The sequence below is a fragment of the Sedimentitalea todarodis genome (assembly GCF_032595355.1).
Classification (GTDB): Bacteria; Pseudomonadota; Alphaproteobacteria; order Rhodobacterales; family Rhodobacteraceae; genus Sedimentitalea; species Sedimentitalea todarodis.
The window spans coordinates 20,464-41,330 of record NZ_JASMWN010000022.1 but is presented as its reverse complement, the minus strand read 5'-3'; the positions used below and the strand labels follow the sequence as shown (position 1 = coordinate 41,330).

The 20,867-nt window shown below is 60.5% G+C and carries 21 protein-coding genes; 18 read left to right on the top strand and 3 right to left on the bottom strand.

The window, feature by feature from the left end; genetic code table 11:
• Window positions 1–12 precede the first annotated feature (12 nt).
• The 7 genes from QO231_RS21005 (at window position 13) to QO231_RS20975 (ending at window position 6,511) form a co-directional block, all read left to right on the top strand.
• Window positions 13–987 carry a DUF1036 domain-containing protein gene (locus tag QO231_RS21005; RefSeq protein WP_316781202.1) on the top strand — a complete coding sequence of 325 codons (975 nt, stop codon included), beginning with the start codon at window positions 13–15 and terminating at the stop codon, window positions 985–987.
• Between the two features lie 78 nt (window positions 988–1,065).
• Complete coding sequence (gene betI, locus QO231_RS21000) at window positions 1,066–1,638, top strand: choline-binding transcriptional repressor BetI (protein WP_316781198.1); 573 nt, start codon at window positions 1,066–1,068, stop codon at window positions 1,636–1,638.
• The gene (betC, locus tag QO231_RS20995) at window positions 1,635–3,143 is read left to right on the top strand and encodes a choline-sulfatase (protein WP_316781195.1); all 1,509 of its coding nucleotides are present in this window, start codon (window positions 1,635–1,637) and stop codon (window positions 3,141–3,143) included. Before betI ends, betC begins: the two co-directional genes overlap by 4 nt.
• A gap of 4 nt (window positions 3,144–3,147) precedes the next feature.
• Window positions 3,148–3,795 carry a glutathione S-transferase family protein gene (locus tag QO231_RS20990; protein ID WP_316781192.1) on the top strand — a complete coding sequence of 216 codons (648 nt, stop codon included), beginning with the start codon at window positions 3,148–3,150 and terminating at the stop codon, window positions 3,793–3,795.
• A complete protein-coding gene (gene betA, locus QO231_RS20985; RefSeq protein WP_316781340.1) occupies window positions 3,795–5,453 on the top strand; it encodes a choline dehydrogenase in 1,659 nt (552 codons plus the stop codon). Before QO231_RS20990 ends, betA begins: the two co-directional genes overlap by 1 nt.
• A 61-nt stretch (window positions 5,454–5,514) precedes the next feature.
• Complete coding sequence (locus QO231_RS20980) at window positions 5,515–6,168, top strand: thermonuclease family protein (RefSeq protein WP_394356667.1); 654 nt, start codon at window positions 5,515–5,517, stop codon at window positions 6,166–6,168.
• Window positions 6,169–6,274: 106 nt separating this feature from the next.
• The gene (locus QO231_RS20975; protein WP_316781186.1) at window positions 6,275–6,511 is read left to right on the top strand and encodes a YdcH family protein; all 237 of its coding nucleotides are present in this window, start codon (window positions 6,275–6,277) and stop codon (window positions 6,509–6,511) included.
• Between the two features lie 16 nt (window positions 6,512–6,527).
• Here the strand turns inward: QO231_RS20975 and QO231_RS20970 are convergent, their stop codons facing one another.
• Together QO231_RS20970 and QO231_RS20965 are read right to left on the bottom strand one after the other, a co-directional pair.
• Window positions 6,528–7,928 (bottom strand): helix-turn-helix domain-containing protein, encoded by a 1,401-nt coding sequence (locus QO231_RS20970; protein ID WP_316781183.1) that lies wholly within the window; start codon window positions 7,926–7,928, stop codon window positions 6,528–6,530.
• A 62-nt stretch (window positions 7,929–7,990) separates the two neighbouring features.
• Window positions 7,991–9,205 carry a multidrug effflux MFS transporter gene (locus tag QO231_RS20965; RefSeq protein ID WP_316781180.1) on the bottom strand — a complete coding sequence of 405 codons (1,215 nt, stop codon included), beginning with the start codon at window positions 9,203–9,205 and terminating at the stop codon, window positions 7,991–7,993.
• A gap of 177 nt (window positions 9,206–9,382) precedes the next feature.
• On the opposite strand from QO231_RS20965, the gene QO231_RS20960 reads away from it, so the two are divergent.
• The 6 genes from QO231_RS20960 to QO231_RS20935 all read left to right on the top strand — a co-directional run bounded on the left by QO231_RS20960 (window position 9,383) and on the right by QO231_RS20935 (window position 15,140).
• The gene (locus QO231_RS20960) at window positions 9,383–10,915 is read left to right on the top strand and encodes an acyl-CoA carboxylase subunit beta (RefSeq protein ID WP_316781177.1); all 1,533 of its coding nucleotides are present in this window, start codon (window positions 9,383–9,385) and stop codon (window positions 10,913–10,915) included.
• 248 nt (window positions 10,916–11,163) lie between these two features.
• The gene (locus QO231_RS20955; RefSeq protein ID WP_316781175.1) at window positions 11,164–11,532 is read left to right on the top strand and encodes a DUF6497 family protein; all 369 of its coding nucleotides are present in this window, start codon (window positions 11,164–11,166) and stop codon (window positions 11,530–11,532) included.
• Between the two features lie 214 nt (window positions 11,533–11,746).
• Window positions 11,747–11,890 (top strand): hypothetical protein, encoded by a 144-nt coding sequence (locus QO231_RS20950; RefSeq protein ID WP_316781173.1) that lies wholly within the window; start codon window positions 11,747–11,749, stop codon window positions 11,888–11,890.
• 72 nt (window positions 11,891–11,962) lie between these two features.
• Window positions 11,963–12,319: a hypothetical protein gene (locus QO231_RS20945; protein ID WP_316781170.1), complete on the top strand. Its 357-nt coding sequence runs from the start codon at window positions 11,963–11,965 to the stop codon at window positions 12,317–12,319.
• 340 nt (window positions 12,320–12,659) lie between these two features.
• Entirely contained in the window at window positions 12,660–12,866 is a 207-nt protein-coding gene (locus tag QO231_RS20940; RefSeq protein ID WP_316781167.1) for a hypothetical protein, read from the top strand.
• A gap of 273 nt (window positions 12,867–13,139) precedes the next feature.
• Window positions 13,140–15,140 (top strand): acetyl/propionyl/methylcrotonyl-CoA carboxylase subunit alpha, encoded by a 2,001-nt coding sequence (locus tag QO231_RS20935; RefSeq protein ID WP_316781165.1) that lies wholly within the window; start codon window positions 13,140–13,142, stop codon window positions 15,138–15,140.
• Window positions 15,141–15,188: 48 nt separating this feature from the next.
• Here QO231_RS20935 and QO231_RS20930 read toward each other — a convergent pair whose 3' ends face one another.
• On the bottom strand, window positions 15,189–15,632 hold the full coding sequence (locus tag QO231_RS20930; RefSeq protein ID WP_316781162.1) for a DUF4174 domain-containing protein: 444 nt from the start codon (window positions 15,630–15,632) through the stop codon (window positions 15,189–15,191).
• 224 nt (window positions 15,633–15,856) lie between these two features.
• Here QO231_RS20930 and scpA point away from each other — a divergent pair, with 224 nt between their 5' ends.
• From scpA to QO231_RS20905, 5 genes are all read left to right on the top strand, one after another.
• Entirely contained in the window at window positions 15,857–17,986 is a 2,130-nt protein-coding gene (gene scpA / locus QO231_RS20925; RefSeq protein ID WP_316781160.1) for a methylmalonyl-CoA mutase, read from the top strand.
• Window positions 17,986–18,471 carry an MAPEG family protein gene (locus QO231_RS20920; protein WP_316781157.1) on the top strand — a complete coding sequence of 162 codons (486 nt, stop codon included), beginning with the start codon at window positions 17,986–17,988 and terminating at the stop codon, window positions 18,469–18,471. Before scpA ends, QO231_RS20920 begins: the two co-directional genes overlap by 1 nt.
• A gap of 171 nt (window positions 18,472–18,642) precedes the next feature.
• Entirely contained in the window at window positions 18,643–19,167 is a 525-nt protein-coding gene (locus QO231_RS20915) for a GNAT family N-acetyltransferase (RefSeq protein ID WP_316781155.1), read from the top strand.
• A gap of 9 nt (window positions 19,168–19,176) precedes the next feature.
• Window positions 19,177–19,857 (top strand): molecular chaperone DjiA, encoded by a 681-nt coding sequence (locus tag QO231_RS20910; protein WP_316781153.1) that lies wholly within the window; start codon window positions 19,177–19,179, stop codon window positions 19,855–19,857.
• A complete protein-coding gene (locus QO231_RS20905) occupies window positions 19,857–20,861 on the top strand; it encodes an endonuclease/exonuclease/phosphatase family protein (RefSeq protein WP_316781150.1) in 1,005 nt (334 codons plus the stop codon). Before QO231_RS20910 ends, QO231_RS20905 begins: the two co-directional genes overlap by 1 nt.
• Window positions 20,862–20,867: the final 6 nt, after the last annotated feature.

Below are 20,867 nucleotides of genomic sequence, written 5' to 3'. Positions count from 1 at the left end.
AGGAGAACGATCATGATCAGATCGACACCCACATCATTGTTCCTGGCGATGGCGCTCGGGGGACCGACGGCTGCATTCGCAGGGCTGGAGGTGTGCAATGATACCGGCGTGCTTCAGGCGGTCGCGATCGGATACCAGCGCGGCGATGACAGCGTGTCAGAAGGGTGGTGGACGATTGAGCCGGATACCTGCCAAACGCCGCTCGCACGGGATCTCGCGGGCGGGCCGATCTACCTGCACGCCAAGTCACCCGACCCCTTGCCTGCGCGCACGGGGGCAGAGTTCTGTACAAGCGATTCGCGGTTCACGATCGTGAACAGCAATGACTGTATCGCCATGGGGCATCAAATCGCGCTCTTCCATGCGATCCCGATTGAAGAGGGCGAAACACATGTCAGCGTCCAATTGTCCCGGCTGAGCGAATCCGAAGCCGAGGCGGAGCTCATTCGCAATGACGCGGTGTTTCAGTCCTGTCAGCCCACCGAAGACGGCGAAGCCCTCACTTGCGCATTCCATGCCGGCGGTATCAGATATGAGGTCGGAGAAGACACGCCGGCATCGGTTCTCAGCTTTCTGGGTGACCTTGCACCGACTGCGCCCCTGGCCGTCAGGGGACACATCGTTGCAGAGGACGACCTGATTGCAACCGTGAGGCTGAGCAGTGCGCAAACCCGCCCTGAAACGCCAAGCGACAATATGCTCCTGCTCTTGCAGGGGGAATGGGTGTCATCGGATGATCCAAACGAACGACTGACGATCGTGGGGTCTGAAAGAACGGGGCACTATGAAGGGGCAGACACCGGGACCGACTACCTGTCGATCCAGGACAGCTGTAGCGAGGAAGCCGGCGCCGGTCCTTACCTGCAGGCCACAGACAGTGCTCACGGCGATGTATACTGCTACGCGATCGAGTCGCTCGAAAAAACCGATCTGTCCTTGTTCTACTTGCCGCGAGGCAATCTGCTTGAATACCACCGGCCGGAGTAAGGGCCGTTCGGCTTTTATTGATTGACGAGTCAATAAACTGTTTCTAGCGTCATCCGAACACCAGTTCGGAGCAGAACCATGCCCAAAATCGGAATGGAGCCAATCCGCCGCGAAGCTCTGGTCAAGGCCACTATCGCCGAGATCGGTTTGGCCGGGTCGCTCGACGTGACCGTGAGCCAGATCGCACGGCGCGCGGGTATGTCCAGCGCGTTGGCGCATCATTACTTTGGCGGCAAGGATCAAATCTATCTCGCCGCGATGCGCCGCATACTCGCTGACTTTGGCGCAGAAGTGCGTAACGAGCTTGGTTGCACACGGCCGGATGGCCGCGCCGAGGCCGTGATCAGAGCCTGTTTCGCCCCCTCCTGTTTCACACCGCAGACGATCAGCGCCTGGATGACGTTCTATGTGCTGGCGCAAACCAATGTGCAGGCATTGCGCCTCTGGCGGATCTACCAGGGTCGCATGCGCTCAAATCTCACTCACGCAATGAGGCCGCTGAGCAGGAACCCGAAATTTGCGGCAAAGACGCTGACCGCATTGATCGACGGTCTCTATATCCGCGCCGCCCTGAATGACCCGGACACGCCGGAGATGGCGACTGCCCACGCGCTTTCGGTGCTGGAGAGTCTAAAGGAACCCCGTCTATGACCCAGCCAAACATTCTGATCCTCATGGTTGATCAGCTGAACGGAACCTTGTTTCCCGACGGGCCGGCAGACTGGTTGCATACCCCCAATCTCAAACGTCTGGCCGAACGTTCCGCGCGCTTTGCGAATGCCTATACCGCCAGCCCGCTCTGTGCGCCGGGGCGGGCGAGTTTCATGTCGGGGCAATTGCCGCAGCGGACAGGTGTCTATGACAATGCCGCCGAGTTTCGCAGCGACATCCCGACCTATGCGCACCATTTGCGCCGCGCGCGATATTACACCTGCCTTTCGGGCAAGATGCATTTTGTCGGCCCTGATCAACTGCACGGGTTCGAGGAGCGGTTGACCACGGATATCTACCCGGCGGATTTCGGATGGACACCGGATTATCGCAAGCCGGGAGGGCGCATCGACTGGTGGTATCACAACATGGGGTCGGTCACGGGCGCCGGCGTTGCCGAGATCAGCAACCAGATGGAATATGATGACGAGGTGGCACACCATGCACGCGCCAAGCTGTATGATCTCGCGCGGGGCAAGGATGAACGCCCCTGGGCGCTGACCGTCAGCTTCACGCATCCGCATGATCCCTACGTTGCGCGGCGGAAATACTGGGATCTTTACGAGGATTGCGAACATCTGCTGCCCGAGATCCCGGCGCTGGACTATGAAGACCACGACGACCATTCCAGGCGGATCTTTGACGCCAACGATTGGCGCAGCTTTGACATCACCGACGATCACATCAAGCGCGCACGCCGTGCCTATTTCGCCAACATTTCCTATCTGGACGACAAGATTGGCGAGATCCTGCAGGTGCTGGAGGATACCCGGCAAGAGGCGATCGTGATCTTTGTCTCTGACCACGGTGACATGCTGGGCGAACGCGGGCTGTGGTTCAAGATGTCGTTCTTTGAAGGCTCGTCGCGCGTTCCGTTGATGATCTCGGCAGCCGGATTGCCTGCCGGGCGGATCGACGCCCCGGTGTCCACGCTCGACGTCACTCCGACGCTGGGCGCACTGGCGGGCATAGACATGGCTGAAATTGCGCCCTGGACCGACGGAGAGGACCTGACGCCGCTGACTAGCGGGGCAGAGCGCAGCAGCCCGGTCGCCATCGAATACGCCGCCGAGGCCAGCGATGCGCCGCTGGTGTCCCTGCGCTATGGCAAGTGGAAGTACAACCGGTGCGCACTGGACCCGGATCAGCTCTTCGATCTTGCGTCCGACCCGCAGGAGTTGATCAACCTGGCCGATGACCCGGCGCATCAGGGCACGCTGGCCAGCCTGCGGGCCAAGTCGCGCGCCCGGTGGGATCTCGACGCCTATGATGCCGCCGTACGCGCCAGCCAGGCGCGGCGATGGGTGGTGTACGAGGCGTTGCGGCAGGGGGGGTATTATCCCTGGGATTACCAGCCGCTGCAAAAGGCGTCCGAGCGCTACATGCGCAATCACATGGACCTGAACACTCTGGAGGAAAGCCAGCGGTTTCCGAGGGGGGAATGAGGCAATGCTGACGGTCTATGGTCGCGCCACGTCGTCCAATGTGCAGATTGTCATGTGGGTGCTCGCGGAACTTGGGCTCGCTCATAAACGGCTTGACTACGGTCACGCCCACGGAGGGCTGGATACTCCTGAATTTGGCGAGATGAACCCGCACCGGCTGGTGCCGACACTGCGCGACGACGATCTGGTGATCTGGGAAAGCTGTGCAATCCTGCGATATCTGGCCGCGCGCTATGGCGATGGCGGCGCATTCTGGCCCGTCGACCCCGCGGCCCGCGCCCGCGTCGACATGTGGGCAGAGTGGGGCAAGAACGAATTGGCGCAATCCTTTACCGTGCCCATCTTCTGGTCCCGCGTCCGCACCGCCGCAGCCAGGCGGGACGAAGCAGCGTTGACGGCGGCAGTGACCCGGTTCAATGGTCTGCTTGCCCGGCTCGCACCGCAGCTGGCAGGCAAGCGTTATGTCTGTGGCGACACACTGAGTGCTGCGGATATCACCATCGGCCACCTGCTGTTTCGCTGGTTCACCATTGATGTCACGCGTGATGCGAACCCGCGTGTCGAGGACTATTATGATCGACTGACCCGACTGGAAACCTACCGCGAGCATGTCATGGTCGACTATTCGGTCCTGCGGGATCCGGAGGCATGATGGAGGCGGATTTCGTCATCGTCGGAGCCGGGAGCGCAGGATGCGCCATGGCCTATCGGCTCTCCGAGTCCGGGGCATCGGTCATCGTGATCGAATTCGGCGGCACGGATGCCGGCCCGTTCATCCAGATGCCCGCTGCGCTCAGCTATCCCATGAACATGTCGCGCTATGATTGGGGGTATCAATCCGAACCGGAGCCGCATCTGAACAACCGGCGCCTGGCCTGTCCGCGTGGCAAGGTGATCGGCGGCTCGTCCAGCATCAACGGCATGGTCTATGTGCGTGGCCATGCGATGGACTTCGATCACTGGTCCGAGGCGGGCGCCGATGGCTGGAGCTTTGCCGATGTGTTGCCCTATTTCAAACGCATGGAATCCTGGCACGATGGCGGCCACGGCGGCGACCCTGCGTGGCGTGGCACAGATGGCCCGCTGCATGTCACTCGGGGGCCGCGCGACAACCCGTTGCATGCTGCGTTCGTGACGGCCGGCGAACAAGCCGGGTATCAGCTGACCGATGACTATAACGGGCGCAAGCAGGAGGGGTTCGGCCCGATGGAGCAGACCGTCTGGAACGGTCGACGCTGGTCTGCGGCCAATGCCTATCTGCGCCCGGCCTTGAGGCGGGACAACTGCACGCTGGTGCGGGCCCTGGCCTGCAAGGTGGTGATCGAAGATGGCCGCGCCAGAGGTGTCGAAGTCGACCGGGGTGGCCAAAAAGAGTTGATCCGGGCGCGGCGGGACGTGGTTCTGGCGGCCTCGGCGATCAACTCGCCAAAGCTGTTGATGCTGTCCGGCATCGGCCCTGCCGACCATCTGGCTGAACACGGGATCACGCCCATTGTCGACCGGCCCGGTGTCGGTGGGAACCTTCAGGACCATCTGGAGATGTATATCCAGATGGCCGCCAGCCAGCCGATCACGCTCTTCAAGCACTGGAACCTTGTCAGCAAGGCGATGATCGGTGCGCAATGGCTGTTTTCCAAGACCGGGCTGGGCGCGTCGAACCAGTTCGAGAGCGCGGCCTTCATTCGAAGCCGGGCAGGGGTCCCCTATCCGGATATCCAGTATCACTTCCTGCCGATGGCCGTGCGCTATGATGGCAAGGCGGCGGCAGAAGGGCATGGCTTTCAGGCCCATGTCGGCCCGATGCGCTCGACCAGCCGGGGCGCGGTGACCCTGCGCAGCGACGATCCCGCCGATGCACCGGTGATCCGGTTCAACTACATGTCCACCGATCAGGATTGGGGGGAGTTCCGGACCTGCATCCGCCTGACCCGCGAGATCTTTGCCCAGCCGGCCTTTTCGGAGTTTGTCCGCCATGAAATCCAGCCGGGTGAACATCTAAAGAGCGACGAAGAACTTGACGCGGCCATCGCCGAACATGCCGAAAGCGCCTATCATCCGTGCGGAACCTGCCGCATGGGCCGTGCCGATGACCCGAACGCGGTTGTGGACCCAACCGGGCAGGTGATCGGGGTTGACGGGCTGCGCGTCGCCGACAGCAGTATCTTTCCGCGCATCACCAATGGCAATCTGAACGCGCCCTCGATCATGGTGGGCGAAAAGATGTCCGATCACCTCTTGGGCCAGCCGCCGCTGGCCCCGTCCAATGACGAGCCCTGGCAGAATCCCACCTGGGAGGTCGCGCAACGCTGACTGGGTCGAAACGGTCGATTTCCGGATTGTAGCGGCGCGCGCGCGCCCCTATGAAAACCGGATGTTAAGAATTTGTGCCATGTTTGTTCTGTGTTTGCTCCCCCAACTCGTGGGGGCGGACCCCAATGGGCGCATTCGCGTGATTGACGGCGATACCTGGGACGTCGGCGGCGACCGGGTGCGGCTCTTTGGTATTGATGCCCCCGAGGCGGATCAGACCTGCAAGCGCCCGAACGGCGATGCCTGGCCCTGTGGTCAGTGGGTCTCGCAACAGATCGCGGCACGGTTCGCGGGCAAGGTTGCGCGCTGCACAGCCATGGACACGGATCGCTATGGCCGAATCGTGGCGCGTTGCCATGTCGGTTCCCGGGATGCGGGGCGGATGATGGTGTCCGAAGGGCTGGCCTTTGCCTATCGAAAATACTCCATGGACTACGATCTGGATGAAAAGGCTGCGGCGGTGAACGGGCGTGGCCTGCATGCCAATCAGGTCCAGAGACCGGCGCAGTTTCGCGCCGCCAAGCGCAGTGTTGCGCAGCCGTCGCGACAGGATTGTCCGATCAAGGGCAACATATCGTCCAAGGGCACGCGAATTTATCACATGCCGGGGCAGGAGCACTACGATAAAACACGGATCAACACCGCCAAGGGCGAGCGCTGGTTCTGTGCGGAAGCCGAAGCGAAACAGGCGGGATGGCGGCGCGCACGCCGATAATTTTGGACGATATCGCACAATTGCCGTGACGCTTGATCCGCATCAAAGTGGCCCCGCATCAACCCGCGATAGCCTGTGGTGGAACAGAAGGAAACGGAGCGAGTACATGTCTCATACCCCACACGAACTGCACGAAGAATTCCCGGACAAGGTCGACCGGATGCAGGAGCTGAAGCAGTCAGATGCACATTTTTCCCGGCTGGCGGATGAATATCACGAGGTGAACCGCGCCGTTCACCGCGCGGAAACCAATGTCGAGCCGATCGAAGAACTGGCCGAGGTCGAGCTGCGCAAGCAGCGCGCGTTGCTCAAGGATCAGATTTGGGGGTTGCTGTCAGCCTGACGGTGATGTTGGGGCGTCAACTGACCTGATAGGGGAGGACGCCCCGTTCATTCTCGTTGATTGTCAGCTGCCGTTCCAGTGGCGGAACGGACCGCTGATGACAATTCTTGCGCTCGCAGATGCGGCAAGAGATGCCGATGGGCTCAAAGCTGCCGGAATCCGATACATCCAGACCGTCCGCATAGACCAGCGATCCGGCGTGCCGGACCTCGCATCCAAGTGCGATTGCGTACCGCCGGATCGGGGCGCCGAAGGACCCGCCCGGTTTCGACACGTCCCGCGCGAGCAGGATGTATCCGACGCCGTCGGGCGTTTTGGCCAGTTGTCTCAGGAACCGACCGGGCGTCTCAAAGGCCTGATGCACGTTCCACAAGGGGCACGCGCCGCCGAAACGCGCAAATTGCAGCCGCGTGGCGCTGTGACGCTTGGTGATCGTGCCGGCCTGATCGACACGCACGAAGAAGAACGGCAGCCCTTTGGTACCGGGGCGCTGCAAGGTTGATAGCCGGTGCGCCACCTGTTCTATGGACGCGCCGAATTGCAGGCTGAGCCGCTCCAGATCGTGACGACAGTCCTGCGCCGCCGCCAGAAACGTGCGATAGGGCATCAATGCCGCACCGGCAAAATAGTTCGCCAGACCGATCTTGGCGATGGACCGGGCCGCGTCGGTGTGAAACCGCGCAAGGTCCAGCGTCGCCTCAAGGAGCTTGTCCTGCGTCAGCAACGCAAGCTGCAGCAGCATCTGGAACACCTGTGTCTGCGGTGTCACGCGTGACGACAGGCGCAGGATCTTGCGGTTGGTGTCGAACTCGCGCAGCAGTTCCATGTCGACAAAGGCGACAACGACGCCGCGGGCCGTCAACTGGGCGGTGGCCGCCGACCGGATATCTTGTGGTGCAGCCACCGTGCCGGCGAAGTGCTCGGCGGTCCGATCGACGGCATCAATGTAGTTGTCGCAGTAGTGAAAGAAGTCGCGCACCTCGTCCCAGGGGCTGGTCTGGGTCAGCGCGTCCTGGCGGCCAAGGGCCTCGTCAAGCGAGGCGAGGCGTTCGTGTGTCTGCCGATAGCTGCGGTGAAGATCGATGAACGCACGGGCAAGGGCAGGGGCGTTGGAGGCCGCCAGCCGCAGGTCCGCCATCGGCGGCATTGCGTCGGCGAACACCGGGTCTGCGAGCGCTTCGCGCATGTCGCTGACCAGCCGTTCGCTGTCACCGGTGGACAATTCGGTCACATCCATTCCGAATTCCTGCGCGAGCGCGAGAACGACGGTGGTGCTGACCGGCCGGTTGTTGTTTTCCATCTGGTTCAGGTACGGCAGCGAGACGCCGAGCTTTGCGGCAAAGTCCTTTTGCGTCAGGCCAAGACGGGTGCGCATTTCGCGCAGCTTGGCCCCGGCGTAGAGTTTTTGGGTCGCCATGTCATGCCTTTGCAAAGTTCGAACAGACGCATGCTAACTTTGCAAATTGCAGGGTGCAAGGCTCAGAGGCCGAGTTGCCTTTGCCGCAGGATCACCAGGATGATCGAGAGGATGCTGAGAATCGCCGTGATCAGCATCATCCAGAGCAGGGGGAAAGCCCCTGTTTGCGGGGTCAGCAAGGCGCCGGCCAGCGCGCTGAGGGCCGCACCACCGCCCAGCATGATGGAGCCCCCAAGGCCCGACGCGGTTCCGGCCAGATGCGGTCGTACAGAGAGCATCCCGGCAGTGGCGTTGGGCATCGAAAGCCCGTTGCCGAGGCCGACAAAGGTCATCAGACCGAAAAACGTGAAATGGGAGTCGGCACCGGCGTAGGTGATGGCGAGGGACGCCGCAATGCCAACAAGGCACAGGATACACCCCCAGAGGATCATGATGTTGATGCCCAGTCGGGTGGAAAACCTGCCCGTCAGGAAATTGCCGAGAAAGTACCCCAGGGCCGGTGCGCCGAAATAGAAGCCCAACGCGGAGGGCTCCAGTCCATAGAGGTCGGTGCCGATGAAAGGGGCCCCACCAAGATAGGCAAAAAACGCACCCGACGACAGCGCCATTGCCAGCGAGTAGCCCCAGAACCGGGGGCTGCGCAGAAGTTCGGGATACTCGCCGAACTGTTGTGCCAGGGTCAGCCCGCTCTTGCCGCCAGTCTCGCCCATATCGAAATGGATCAAAAATAACATCATCGCTCCGAGTGCAAACAGCAGCCAGAAATTGGCCTGCCAGCCCAAGATCTCGTCCACGACTCCACCGATCACCGGGCCAATCATCGGCACGACGGCCATGCCCATGGTGACATAACCGATCATGCTGGCGGCTTTGTCCTGTGGGAACATATCCCGGACCACGGCGCGACCCAGCACCATGCATACCGCGATGACCGCCTGGCACATTCTGAAGATCAGAAAGATCTCGGCAGTCGGCGCAAGAATACAGCCAAGCGTGGCCAGCAGAAACAGGACTATCCCATAGAGCGTGACCGGGCGCCGGCCCAGCTTGTCCGCCAAGGGGCCGATGAAGAGCTGCAACACCGCGCTGGCGCCCAGATACAGCGCCACCGAGAGTTGAAGCACCCGGTAGTCCGCCTGGAAATAGACAGTCATGTTTGGCAAGCTGGGCAGAAAGATGTTCATCGCCAGCGCCGAAAGCCCGGTCATCAGGATCAGCGTACCGATATGCGGCGGTGTACGCCGGTCCAGAAATCGTATGTTGGGTGTGTCGGGCATGGTGAGACTCTGTCCTATACGCCCAAGATCGGGCATCGGCCACAACTTCAAGTGTTAATTACCAATTTTGCATTTTGCAATCATGACTCGGTAAATGGTTTGCAAATATTCCGAAAAACACTTTGGCTGCGCCCCGCAATTCTGTAGGGTCCGGCAAAATCTTCAAAAGGACATGCCATGAAAGACATCCTTTCCGAGTTGGAGGACCGCCGCAAGGACGCCAGTCTGGGTGGTGGCCAAAAGCGGATTGACGCTCAACATGCGCGTGGCAAGCTGACGGCCCGTGAGCGGATCGACTTGCTGCTGGATGAAGGCAGCTTCGAAGAGTTCGACACCTTTGTGGCGCATCGGTGTACTGATTTCGGAATGGAGAAACAACGCCCTGCCGGCGACGGTGTGGTAACAGGCTGGGGCACGATCAACGGCCGAATGGTTTACGTGTTCTCGCAGGATTTCACGGTGTTTGGCGGCTCGCTGTCTGAAACGCACGCCCAGAAAATCTGCAAGATCATGGATATGGCAATGCAGAACGGGGCGCCGGTCATTGGCATCAACGATTCCGGCGGCGCGCGTATCCAGGAAGGCGTGGCGAGCCTTGCCGGCTATGCAGAGGTCTTTCAACGCAACATCATGGCCAGCGGCGTCGTGCCCCAGATCAGCGTGATCATGGGCCCCTGCGCGGGTGGTGCGGTGTATTCGCCGGCGATGACCGATTTCATCTTCATGGTGAAAGACACCTCCTACATGTTCGTGACCGGGCCTGACGTGGTGAAGACAGTCACCAACGAAGTCGTCACAGCCGAAGAACTGGGCGGCGCAGGCACGCATACCCGCAAATCCAGCGTCGCGGATGGTGCGTTCGAGAACGATGTCGAGGCCATGGCCGAAGTGCGCCGGCTGGTCGATTTCCTGCCCCTGAATAACCGCGACAAGGCGCCGGTACGTCCGTTCTTTGATGAACCGGGCCGGGTAGAGATGAGCCTGGATACGCTGATCCCCGAAAACGCCAACACGCCGTATGACATGAAAGAGTTGATCCTGAAGGTTGCGGACGAGTCCGATTTCTATGAAATCCAGGAAGAGTTTGCCAAGAACATCATTGCCGGGTTCATCCGGCTCGAAGGCAGCCCGGTCGGCGTGGTCGCCAACCAGCCGATGGTGCTGGCCGGATGCCTGGATATCGACAGTTCACGCAAGGCAGCGCGGTTCGTCCGGTTCTGTGACGCGTTCGAAATTCCGATCCTGACCTTTGTCGATGTGCCGGGGTTCCTGCCGGGGACATCGCAGGAATATGGCGGCGTGATCAAGCATGGGGCAAAGCTGCTCTTTGCCTATGGCGAAGCGACGGTGCCCAAGGTCACGGTGATCACCCGCAAGGCGTACGGCGGTGCCTATGACGTGATGGCATCCAAGCACCTGCGCGGCGATGTCAACTATGCCTGGCCGACCGCCGAAATCGCCGTGATGGGCGCCAAGGGCGCAACAGAGATCATTCACCGCGCCGACCTGGGCGACGCCGACAAGATCGCGGCGCACACCAAGGATTATGAGGATCGGTTCGCAAACCCCTTTGCTGCTGCCGAAAAAGGCTTTGTGGACGAGGTGATCATGCCGCATTCCACCCGGATGCGAGTCAGCAGAGCATTTGCATCCTTGCGGAACAAGTCGCTGCAGAACCCGTGGAAAAAGCACGACAATATTCCGCTCTGAGCAATTGCGCAAACCAGTCCCATTTGACCTGCAAGGAGGTCACGTTGATCCAGCTTTGCAAAAACCAGGCGTTGAAGATCGCACATGCTGCAGATGTCACTTGCGTGAGTCAGGCCCTGCGCGCTTTGGCCAGGTATCGTGAACACGTTGGCCGGAAAAGAGATACGTGCCCGCAAGATACCGCGCCAGCAGCTTTGGGGGAAGGAGCCCGGTATCTGTGCCGCCGAGGCTGTGGACTCACGCTCGCGTTGTCGCTGTTGGCGACGACTGCGGTAGCGCAGCAGGCGGTTTCGGTCCCTTCGGGCCAGGATGTCTCGCTCAACGAGGTGCTCGTTGATGATGCAACCGGCCAGACCTGGGTACGGTTTCGGTTTGTCGCGCCAGCCATCGCACGAGATGGCGGGTCGGTTGCATATGACGTTGCCGCGGAGGACATGGCGCACCTGTGTCGCGATCTGGTGATTCCCTACATGTCCGAATTTGCGCTGGCGTCCACGCATATTGTGATCTCGATGTCGGATCGCGATGTTCCGTTCGGAGAGGCGAATCCGCAGGCGACCCAGTATTTCGAGGCCTATCGGCTTGAAGATGCCGACTGTATCTGGGAGGCGTATTGATGCGGACCCAAGATGTTGCGGCTTTCTATGCGATCCGGGGCGAGCACTTAGGCGCGGCCCCTTTCGCCGGTTCGTCAACAAACCAACGATTCCAATCTGACTGTTTCTACGCTACCTGTTCCGCAGATCGCACCAAAGCGATTTTTGCCTCCAACGAGGGGCGGACCGGGGTCGCTGATCCCGGCAAAGCGAAGAGAGCAGTCAGGAGACAATCATGTCTACCAGCATCAGACTTGTTGCGGCGATCGGTCTGGTCGTCGCTGTCGCAGCCTGTGATACCTCACCAAGGGAAGAGTTCGTTGTGGCAGAACCGCAAGCTGTCAGCATCGAACCGACCTACACGGGAAAATACAACTAATCAGGATGCAGGAATGGCCAAAGGGCTGGTCCTGCACCCTATCGTTCCTGCGCCGCATGCGGAGGGAACCCCATGCTGAAGCATCGCGGCTTTCCCGGACGCTTGGCCGGAACGGATTTCCAGTTCACGATTCGCCGCCCCAATCCAAAAGGGGTGACCCCGCTCAAGCCGCGCGAACGCTTTGCGGATCGCAGACCCGCTGACCGGCGCGCGGATGCAGGGTTCATCGCGGCGATTTGGGAGCATTTCGGGGATCAGCCGTTCGAACGCGGCAACCTTGATGCGGGCCGGTTGAATTGGCTCTTTGGGCGCGAAGTCGTTGCGGCAGAAGATCCTTTTGATCCAGAGAGCTACGAGGCACTCCTGAAGCTGGATGTCGCGGTTGCCCGGGCCAGTTTCCCTGACGTGTTTCGCGGACGCTCGGCATGATCACGCAATCAAGCACTTCGGATCGGCGAGAAACGGCTCAAATCGGCGATTCAAAAAACTCCCTCTTGGCGAACGAAAATAAATGTACCACCGTAGAAGTTGTAAGCGGCGTATGTATTCCCGCGCTGTTTACTGACTACCTATTCCGTACCCCTTCCCTGAGCGGGCAGGCTTTCGTCGATGACGTTTGCCTGCCCGTTTCTTTTTGTGCGTCTCGCGGCGCGGTGGTTCGGCATCGATCTGCCGATTCCCGCACTGAATTTGCTTTCGTGTTGCATCGGAAAGACGCGAGTGGCCAATTTGGCGCACAAGTCACCAGACCGGCAGAAGGAGGGGCGAGATGCGAGCAACAAACCTATGGATTGCGCTGTCGATATGCGCGGGCCTTGCCGCCTGCGGCGATACGATGGGCGAACAGGCATTGTACGGAGCCGGTGCGGGCGCTGTCGGAGCGGCTGTTCTGGACGGTAACGTCCTTGGCGGCGCAGCCGTCGGCGCGGCGGGCAATGTCCTGTACTGCCAGCAAAAGCCGGGCGCCTGTAGCTAGGCAGCTTCGCCTCTGTCCGGACAGACATGTCCGCAGATCCCAGCAGACATTAACTTCGGCTGCAACCGCGCCTTATTCGTGCATGCAAGGGCGGACGTGCCCTTTTGCGGCGAGCAGCACAGCTTGCAAACCCCGAAAACACGATGGCGGATTGCGCCCGCTTTTCCGGTATCAAGTGCCTGACGAGACACGTTTGTTGCACGGCTCACCGCAGCGATACGCCGATTGCGGGCCCTGCAAACCTGCCAAATTCACACAGTCAAAGGACAACCCATGCTCAACAAGATCCTGATTGCCAATCGGGGCGAAATCGCTTGCCGGGTCATCAAGTCCGCGCGCAAGATGGGGATATCCACAGTCGCGATCTATTCCGACGTGGACAAGGATGCATTGCATGTTCAGATGGCCGACGAGGCAGTGTACATTGGCCCGTCACCGGCAAACCAGTCTTACATCGTGATCGACAAGGTGATGGAAGCGATCCGGAAAACCGGCGCGCAGGCGGTGCATCCGGGATATGGGTTTCTCTCTGAAAACAGCAAGTTCGCTGAGGCCCTTAAAGCGGAAGGCGTGACCTTTGTCGGCCCTCCGGTCGGCGCGATCAAGGCCATGGGCGACAAGATCACCTCCAAAAAGATCGCGCAGGAGGCCGGGGTTTCAACCGTACCCGGATATATGGGGATCATTGCCGACGCGGACGAAGCCGTGAAAATTTCGGGCGAGGTTGGCTATCCGGTGATGATCAAGGCCTCTGCCGGCGGCGGTGGCAAGGGAATGCGGATCGCGTGGAACGATGAAGAGACCCGCGAGGGCTTTCAGAGTTCCAAGAACGAGGCGGCCAGTTCGTTTGGCGACGATCGGATCTTTATCGAGAAATTCGTCACGCAGCCGCGTCATATCGAGATCCAAGTGCTTTGCGACAGCCATGGGAACGGCGTGTACCTGGGCGAACGGGAATGTTCGATCCAGCGGCGCAACCAGAAGGTCGTGGAAGAGGCCCCCAGCCCGTTTCTGGACGAAGCGACGCGCCAGGCCATGGGCGAACAGGCTGTCGCGCTGGCGCAGGCGGTCGGCTACACCAGTGCGGGTACCGTCGAGTTCATCGTCGATGGCGACAAGAACTTCTATTTCCTCGAAATGAACACCCGTTTGCAGGTCGAGCACCCGGTGACAGAGCTGATTACCGGCGTTGATCTGGTGGAGCAGATGATCCGCGTCGCCAACGGGGAAAAGCTGCCTTTTGCGCAGGGTGACATCAAACTGACCGGGTGGGCGATCGAAAACCGGTTGTATGCCGAAGATCCGTATCGCGGGTTTTTGCCATCCATCGGCCGTCTGACCCGCTATCGACCGCCTGCCGAAGTTGCCGAAGCCAGCCATGCCGTGCGCAATGATACCGGCGTTTACGAAGGCGGCGAAATCAGCATGTTTTATGACCCGATGATCGCAAAGCTCTGCACCTGGGCGCCGACGCGGCACGAGGCGATTGAACGGATGCGCGTGGCCCTCGACAGTTTCGAGGTCGAAGGGATCGGTCACAATCTGCCATTCCTGTCAGCCGTGATGGATCATCCGAAATTCATCTCTGGTGACATGACCACGGCGTTTATCGCCGAAGAGTATCCGGATGGGTTTGAAGGCGTCAGCCTCCCCGAGGCCGATCTGAAGCGTATCGCCGCGGCCTGCGCCGCGATGCACCGCGTCGCAGAGATACGTCGCACCCGCGTGTCGGGGCGGATGGACAACCATGAACGCAAGGTGGGCACAGACTGGGTGGTCAGCCTGCAGGATCATCGATTCGACACCACGGTAGACGCGGATCCCGAGGGATCGACCGTGAAGTTCTCCGATGGTTGCAAGATGCGGGTGAGCAGTGACTGGACGCCCGGAGACCACCTTGCAATGGTCAGGGTTGATGGGGCGCAACTAGTCCTGAAGGTGGGCAAGATCAGCGGTGGCTTCCGCATCCGCTCGCGCGGGGCCGATCTGCGGGTGCATGTCAGAACGCCCAGGCAGGCGGAACTGGCAGCACTGATGCCTGAAAAGGTGGCGCCCGATACGTCCAAGCTGCTGCTTTGCCCGATGCCCGGACTGGTCGTGAAGATCGACGTCGAGGTCGGGGACGAGGTTCAGGAAGGCCAGGCGTTGTGTTCGATCGAAGCGATGAAGATGGAGAACATCCTGCGCGCCGAGAAAAAGGGCGTGGTGTCCAGGATCAACGCCGGCGCAGGCGACAGCCTCGCGGTCGACGAAGTGATCATGGAGTTTGAATGATTCGGTGCTGCTGACAGCCGCATATCAAGCGATCCGGCGTTGCGGGGGTCAAAGCCCGCGCTTCTGGTCCACTTCGCGTTGCCGTTCGGGCGTCTTGTCGATGGACCGGGTGATTTCCCGCACCGTCCAGGGCAAAGGCTTGCGCAGCTTGACACCGCCATCCTTGCCGACCAGCACCAGCATGAACCCGCGCGGTCGCAGTTTCTGGCGCAACGGTGAGGCAGCGGCCGGATCGGTGTCGGTCAGAACGACGACATCGCGATCGATCAGCATGCCCATGCCTTCGCTCAGGCGTTCAATCTGTTCGGCATATCGCGGATCCGCAGGAGAGTCGGCAAACACCACCACCGGGCGCTTGGTCCAGAGAAAATCACTCAGATCACTTTCACCCGCAGGCTGTATCATCGCCGTATCCGGCGTTTCGGAACCCTCCTGCGCCCAAACTGGCGCGACCAATAACGTTGCGAAAACAAGTGCTAAGCTGAGTTTCATTTTTTCTCCCGTTACTGAACATATAAGCACGCCAGCGACAAATGCGATGCTAGTTTTTTGCGCCGTGGCACAAAAAGTTGGCCGCCGGGCCAGGTCCCGCACCGGTCGGCGCCACGACGACGTTCGGCGCATCAGAGCAGCTTGCCGTACGATTGCAACACCCAGCCTAGAAAACTTGGCGGGCAGAGCCCCGCCTCGGACAGAGATGACAAGAGGACGATCAAATGGATTCTGAGAAAACCACCTGGAAGGCCCTGGCCGAGCAGGAATTGCGCGGTCGCCCGCTCGATGATCTGAACTGGAAAACCATCGAAGGGATCGAGGTTCAGCCCTTGTACACGCCGGAAGACCTGGCGGATGTGGATCATCTGGGCACGACACCGGGAACGGCGCCCTTCACGCGCGGCGTCAAGGCGACGATGTATGCCGGGCGCCCATGGACGATCCGCCAATACGCCGGGTTTTCGACAGCCGAGGAATCCAACGCTTTTTATCGTCGCGGGCTGGCGGCTGGGCAACAAGGCGTCAGCGTCGCCTTTGATCTCGCGACGCACCGGGGCTATGACAGCGACCACCCGCGCGTGGTTGGCGATGTCGGCAAGGCGGGCGTGGCAATCGATTCCGTCGAGGACATGAAGATCCTGTTCGATGGCATCCCGCTCGACAAGGTCAGCGTGTCGATGACGATGAACGGGGCGGTGATCCCGATCCTGGCCAACTTCATCGTCACCGGCGAAGAACAGGGCCACGACAAATCGGTTCTGGCGGGCACCATCCAGAACGACATTCTGAAGGAATTCATGGTGCGCAACACCTATGTCTATCCGCCGGAACCGTCGATGCGGATCATCGCGGATATCATCGAATACACCTCGTCCGAAATGCCGAAATTCAACTCGATCTCGATCTCGGGCTACCACATGCAGGAAGCAGGCGCGAACCTCGTGCAGGAACTGGCCTATACGCTGGCCGACGGGCGCGAATATGTGCGCACCGCGATTGCGCGCGGCATGGATGTCGACGCGTTCGCCGGTCGGCTGTCGTTCTTCTTTGCGATCGGCATGAATTTTTTCATGGAAGCGGCCAAGCTGCGCGCGGCGCGGCTGTTGTGGCACCGCATAATGAGCGAATTTGAACCCAGGAATCCCAAGTCCATGATGCTGCGGACCCATTGCCAGACCTCTGGTGTCAGCCTTCAGGAACAGGATCCCTATAACAACGTGATCCGGACCGCCTACGAAGCGATGAGCGCGGTTCTTGGCGGAACGCAGTCGTTGCATACCAACGCGCTTGACGAGGCGATTGCGCTGCCCACTGACTTCAGCGCGCGGATCGCGCGGAATACCCAGTTGATCCTGCAGGAAGAAACCGGGGTGACCAATGTGGTCGATCCGCTTGCAGGGTCCTACTATGTGGAAAAGCTGACCCATGATCTGGCGGCCGAGGCGTGGAAGCTGATCGAGGAAGTCGAAGAGATGGGCGGCATGACCAAGGCGGTTGCCAGTGGGCTGCCCAAACTGCGGATCGAGGAATCGGCGGCCACCCGTCAGGCGCTGATCGACCGGGGCGACGAGGTGATCGTCGGCGTCAACAAGTACCGCAAGGACAAGGAAGACCCGATCGACATTCTTCAGATCGACAATGAAAAGGTCCGCGAGAGCCAGATCGTGCGATTGAACAAGATGCGTGCCGAACGGGACGAGGATATGTGCACGGCAGCGCTGGACAATCTGACACGCTGTGCAGGGGAGAGCGGCAACCTGTTGCAGGCGGCTGTCGAGGCCGCCCGGGCCCGGGCAACTGTTGGAGAAATCAGCATGGCGATGGAAAAGGAGTTCGGTCGTCACCGCGCCGAGGTCAAGACGCTTGCCGGGGTGTATGGCGCCGCCTACGAAGGTGACGCGGAATTTGCCGCAATCCAGAAAACCGTCGAGGACTTTGCCGAGGTCGAGGGGCGCCGACCGCGTATGCTGGTGGTCAAGATGGGCCAGGATGGTCACGACAGGGGGGCCAAGGTGATTGCCACCGCCTTTGCCGATATCGGGTTTGACGTCGATGTGGGGCCATTGTTCCAGACGCCCGAAGAGGCCGCGCAGGATGCCGTGGACAACGATGTGCACATCGTCGGGATCTCCAGCCAGGCGGCCGGGCACAAGACTTTGGCGCCGCAATTGGTGCAGGCGCTGAAGGATGCCGGTGCGGATGACGTCATCGTGATCTGCGGTGGTGTGATCCCTCAGCAGGATTACCAGTTTTTGTATGACAAAGGGGTCAAGGCGATCTTTGGGCCGGGGACCAACATCCCGAACGCGGCCAAGGATATCCTGCGTCTCGTGCGCGGCGACCGCACCTGATGAATAAGCGCCCCACAATCGTGATCGGCATGATCGCCGGCGCGCTGTGGTCGCTGGCGGTTGTCTGGGCACCTCAAATGCCCGGATTGCCGTTCCTGCCGCCGCAACTGGCCTTGCCCGGCGCCTTGTTCGCGCCGGGGCTGGTGATGATCGCCATGATCGGCAGGTTGGCACAGCGCCGGTTCTTTGATGACACGATCATTGACGGCGAGGATTTCGAACCGCAAAGCCGGGCATGGATCGATCAGCGGGTTCTGTCCAATACGACAGAACAGCTGATCCTGGCGTTGGTGATCTGGCCCTTCGTGGCACTGACGCTGGGCGGCGTGGTGGTCGTGGTCATGGGGTTTGCATTTGCCATTGCGCGCCTGGCGTTCTGGATCGGCTATCATGTATCGGCCCCGCTGCGCGGGTTCGGATTTGCGGCCACGTTCTATCCGACGGTTCTCGCCGCGGTCTGGTCGCTCGTGGTGTGGCTGTTCTGACACCCGAGGGCCGGCAGTTTTCTCCAGAGCCGCGGCTTTTGTCCTTTTTCGTACGCCGGTGACGCGCCAATATGGCCGGATGATGCGACTCGATCATATTGCGGTATCCGGTGCCACGCTGACAGAGGCGAGCGCCGAAGTTGACGACGTGCTCGGCCTGCGCGTTCTGCAATGATCGTGCGTCAGGCGAAGGAAGAGGACGCCGCGGCGATCTGCAATATCCTCAATCCGATCATTCGCCATTCGTCCATCACGTTCACCACCGTTGAACGCACGCTGGAATCGGTTTCGCAAAACATCCGCACGCGCGGGCCGGCATTTCAGGTGATGGAAGCGCATGACGAGGTCGCCGGCTTTGCCACCTACGGTCCATTTCGGCCCGGGCCGGGATACGCGCGGACCGCTGAGCACTCAATCCATCTGGCGCCGGATAGGCAGGGCGTCGGACTGGGGCGAATGCTGATGGAGCGGTTGGAGCAGGTGGCGGCTGCGGAGGGCGTTCATGTCCTGATTGCTGCGATCAGCAGTAGCAACCCGGCTGCCGTCGCTTTTCACGAGGCCATCGGGTTTCACGCCGTCGGGCGTCTTCCCGAGGTCGGGTTCAAGGCCGGGGCCTATCTCGATCTGGTTCTGATGCAAAAAATCCTGACGCCGAGACCAGATAGCGCACCTGACACTTCCCTGCAGCCGGGCTAAGCTGGTCTTATGTCGATCTGGACCCGAATAACCGACGCGCTGGCTGCGCTGACAAGTGGCGAAAGCCTGTCAGCCGTGTTTGACCGTCTGCGCACGAGACCCGAGCGCAGCGTTGCCTTTGCCATCGCGGTGATGGCACTGGGCGCCAAGATGGCCAAGGCGGATGGTCATGTCACGCGCGACGAAGTAACCGCGTTTCGCGAGGTCTTTCAGATCGGGGAGGAAGACGAGGCCGGGGCCGCGCGGGTGTTCAACCTGGCGCGCACCGATGTTGCGGGATACCAGGAATACGCGCAGCGGATTGGGCGCATGTTTTCCGACGATCCCGAAACCCTGAGCGACCTGATGGAAGGGCTCTTTCATATCGCGATGGCCGACGGGTTCTATCACCCCGGCGAGAACGAGTTTCTTGAGGACGTCGCCGGGATCTTCAATGTCCCCGACGCCCAGTTCAAAGCGATGCGCGCGCGCTTCGTTCCGGACGCAGAGGCCGATGCATACACTGTGCTGGGGGTCACGCCCGATATGCCGATGACAGAGATCCGAAAGGCGTGGCGGCAGTTGATACGCGAGAATCATCCCGACCGGATGGTGGCGCGCGGGGTGCCGGAAGAGGCGATCAAACTTGCGGAAAAGCGGATGATCGACATCAATCGCGCCTGGGAAGATATCAAGGGCGCAGCCGCCTGATGCGTCTGGCAACCTATAATGTCGAATGGTTCGCCAATCTGTTCGACAGCCACGATCAACTGATTGTCGATGATGACTGGTCGGGCCGTCGTGATGTGACACGCGCACAGCAGGCCGAAGCGCTTGGCAATGTGTTTTCGGCGGTTGATGCGGATGCGGTGATGATTATCGAGGCCCCCAATACCGGGCGGACTCAAAGCACTGTGCGGGCCTTGGAAAATTTTGCCGCCGCTTTCGATCTGAGAACCAGTACCGCCGTCTTGGGGTTCGCGAATGACACCCATCAGGAAATCGCTCTGCTCTATGATCCCGAGGTATTGACCGCACGGCATGATCCGGTTGGCCACAGCATCGGAGATCCCCGGGCGCCACGGTTTGACAGCAGCTTTCGCATCGATCTGGATATCGACGCAACCGAGGACCTGGTGCGATTCTCGAAACCGCCCCTGGAACTGGAGGTCCAAACCAAACAGGGCAATGTGCTGCGCATGATCGGGGCGCATCTGAAATCCAAGGCACCGCACGGCGCGCGAAACCGGGATGCCGCGATGCGCCTGTCGATCGCGAACCGGCGCAAGCAACTTGCGCAGGCCATCTGGCTGCGGCGGCGGATCGATCAGCATATCGTGGATGGGGCCGCAGTGGTTCTGATGGGGGATCTGAATGATGGTCCCGGTCTGGACGAATACGAGCACTTGTTTGGCAGATCATCGGTCGAAATCCTGCTGGGCGAAGACCTGTACGACCCGCACGCACGCCGGGCACTGGAGCGTCGTCTTGGCGCGCACCCGACAACCGCACGTTTCAAGATGCACAAGGGGGATCGCTACCTTCAGGCGTTGCTGGATTACATCATGGTTTCACCCGATCTCATGTCGCACCGACCGGCCTGGCGCATTTGGCATCCGTTTGATGATGCGCATTGCTGGGAAGTGACAGAACTGCGTCAGGCGCTTCTGCTTGCCTCCGATCATTTCCCGGTCACTCTGGAAATTGACATCTGACCTTTG

Excerpts from the sequence above, each read along its gene's own strand:
- QO231_RS21005 (WP_316781202.1), top strand. The coding sequence starts at position 13 with ATGATCAGATCGACACCCACATCATTGTTCCTGGCGATGGCGCTCGGG.
- betI (WP_316781198.1), top strand. The coding sequence starts at position 1,066 with ATGCCCAAAATCGGAATGGAGCCAATCCGCCGCGAAGCTCTGGTCAAG.
- betC (WP_316781195.1), top strand. The coding sequence starts at position 1,635 with ATGACCCAGCCAAACATTCTGATCCTCATGGTTGATCAGCTGAACGGA.
- QO231_RS20990 (WP_316781192.1), top strand. The coding sequence starts at position 3,148 with ATGCTGACGGTCTATGGTCGCGCCACGTCGTCCAATGTGCAGATTGTC.
- betA (WP_316781340.1), top strand. The coding sequence starts at position 3,795 with ATGGAGGCGGATTTCGTCATCGTCGGAGCCGGGAGCGCAGGATGCGCC.
- QO231_RS20980 (WP_394356667.1), top strand. The coding sequence starts at position 5,515 with ATGTTAAGAATTTGTGCCATGTTTGTTCTGTGTTTGCTCCCCCAACTC.
- QO231_RS20975 (WP_316781186.1), top strand. The coding sequence starts at position 6,275 with ATGTCTCATACCCCACACGAACTGCACGAAGAATTCCCGGACAAGGTC.
- QO231_RS20970 (WP_316781183.1), bottom strand. The coding sequence starts at position 7,928 with ATGGCGACCCAAAAACTCTACGCCGGGGCCAAGCTGCGCGAAATGCGC.
- QO231_RS20965 (WP_316781180.1), bottom strand. The coding sequence starts at position 9,205 with ATGCCCGACACACCCAACATACGATTTCTGGACCGGCGTACACCGCCG.
- QO231_RS20960 (WP_316781177.1), top strand. The coding sequence starts at position 9,383 with ATGAAAGACATCCTTTCCGAGTTGGAGGACCGCCGCAAGGACGCCAGT.
- QO231_RS20950 (WP_316781173.1), top strand. The coding sequence starts at position 11,747 with ATGTCTACCAGCATCAGACTTGTTGCGGCGATCGGTCTGGTCGTCGCT.
- QO231_RS20945 (WP_316781170.1), top strand. The coding sequence starts at position 11,963 with ATGCTGAAGCATCGCGGCTTTCCCGGACGCTTGGCCGGAACGGATTTC.
- QO231_RS20940 (WP_316781167.1), top strand. The coding sequence starts at position 12,660 with ATGCGAGCAACAAACCTATGGATTGCGCTGTCGATATGCGCGGGCCTT.
- QO231_RS20935 (WP_316781165.1), top strand. The coding sequence starts at position 13,140 with ATGCTCAACAAGATCCTGATTGCCAATCGGGGCGAAATCGCTTGCCGG.
- QO231_RS20930 (WP_316781162.1), bottom strand. The coding sequence starts at position 15,632 with ATGAAACTCAGCTTAGCACTTGTTTTCGCAACGTTATTGGTCGCGCCA.
- scpA (WP_316781160.1), top strand. The coding sequence starts at position 15,857 with ATGGATTCTGAGAAAACCACCTGGAAGGCCCTGGCCGAGCAGGAATTG.
- QO231_RS20920 (WP_316781157.1), top strand. The coding sequence starts at position 17,986 with ATGAATAAGCGCCCCACAATCGTGATCGGCATGATCGCCGGCGCGCTG.
- QO231_RS20915 (WP_316781155.1), top strand. The coding sequence starts at position 18,643 with ATGATCGTGCGTCAGGCGAAGGAAGAGGACGCCGCGGCGATCTGCAAT.
- QO231_RS20910 (WP_316781153.1), top strand. The coding sequence starts at position 19,177 with ATGTCGATCTGGACCCGAATAACCGACGCGCTGGCTGCGCTGACAAGT.
- QO231_RS20905 (WP_316781150.1), top strand. The coding sequence starts at position 19,857 with ATGCGTCTGGCAACCTATAATGTCGAATGGTTCGCCAATCTGTTCGAC.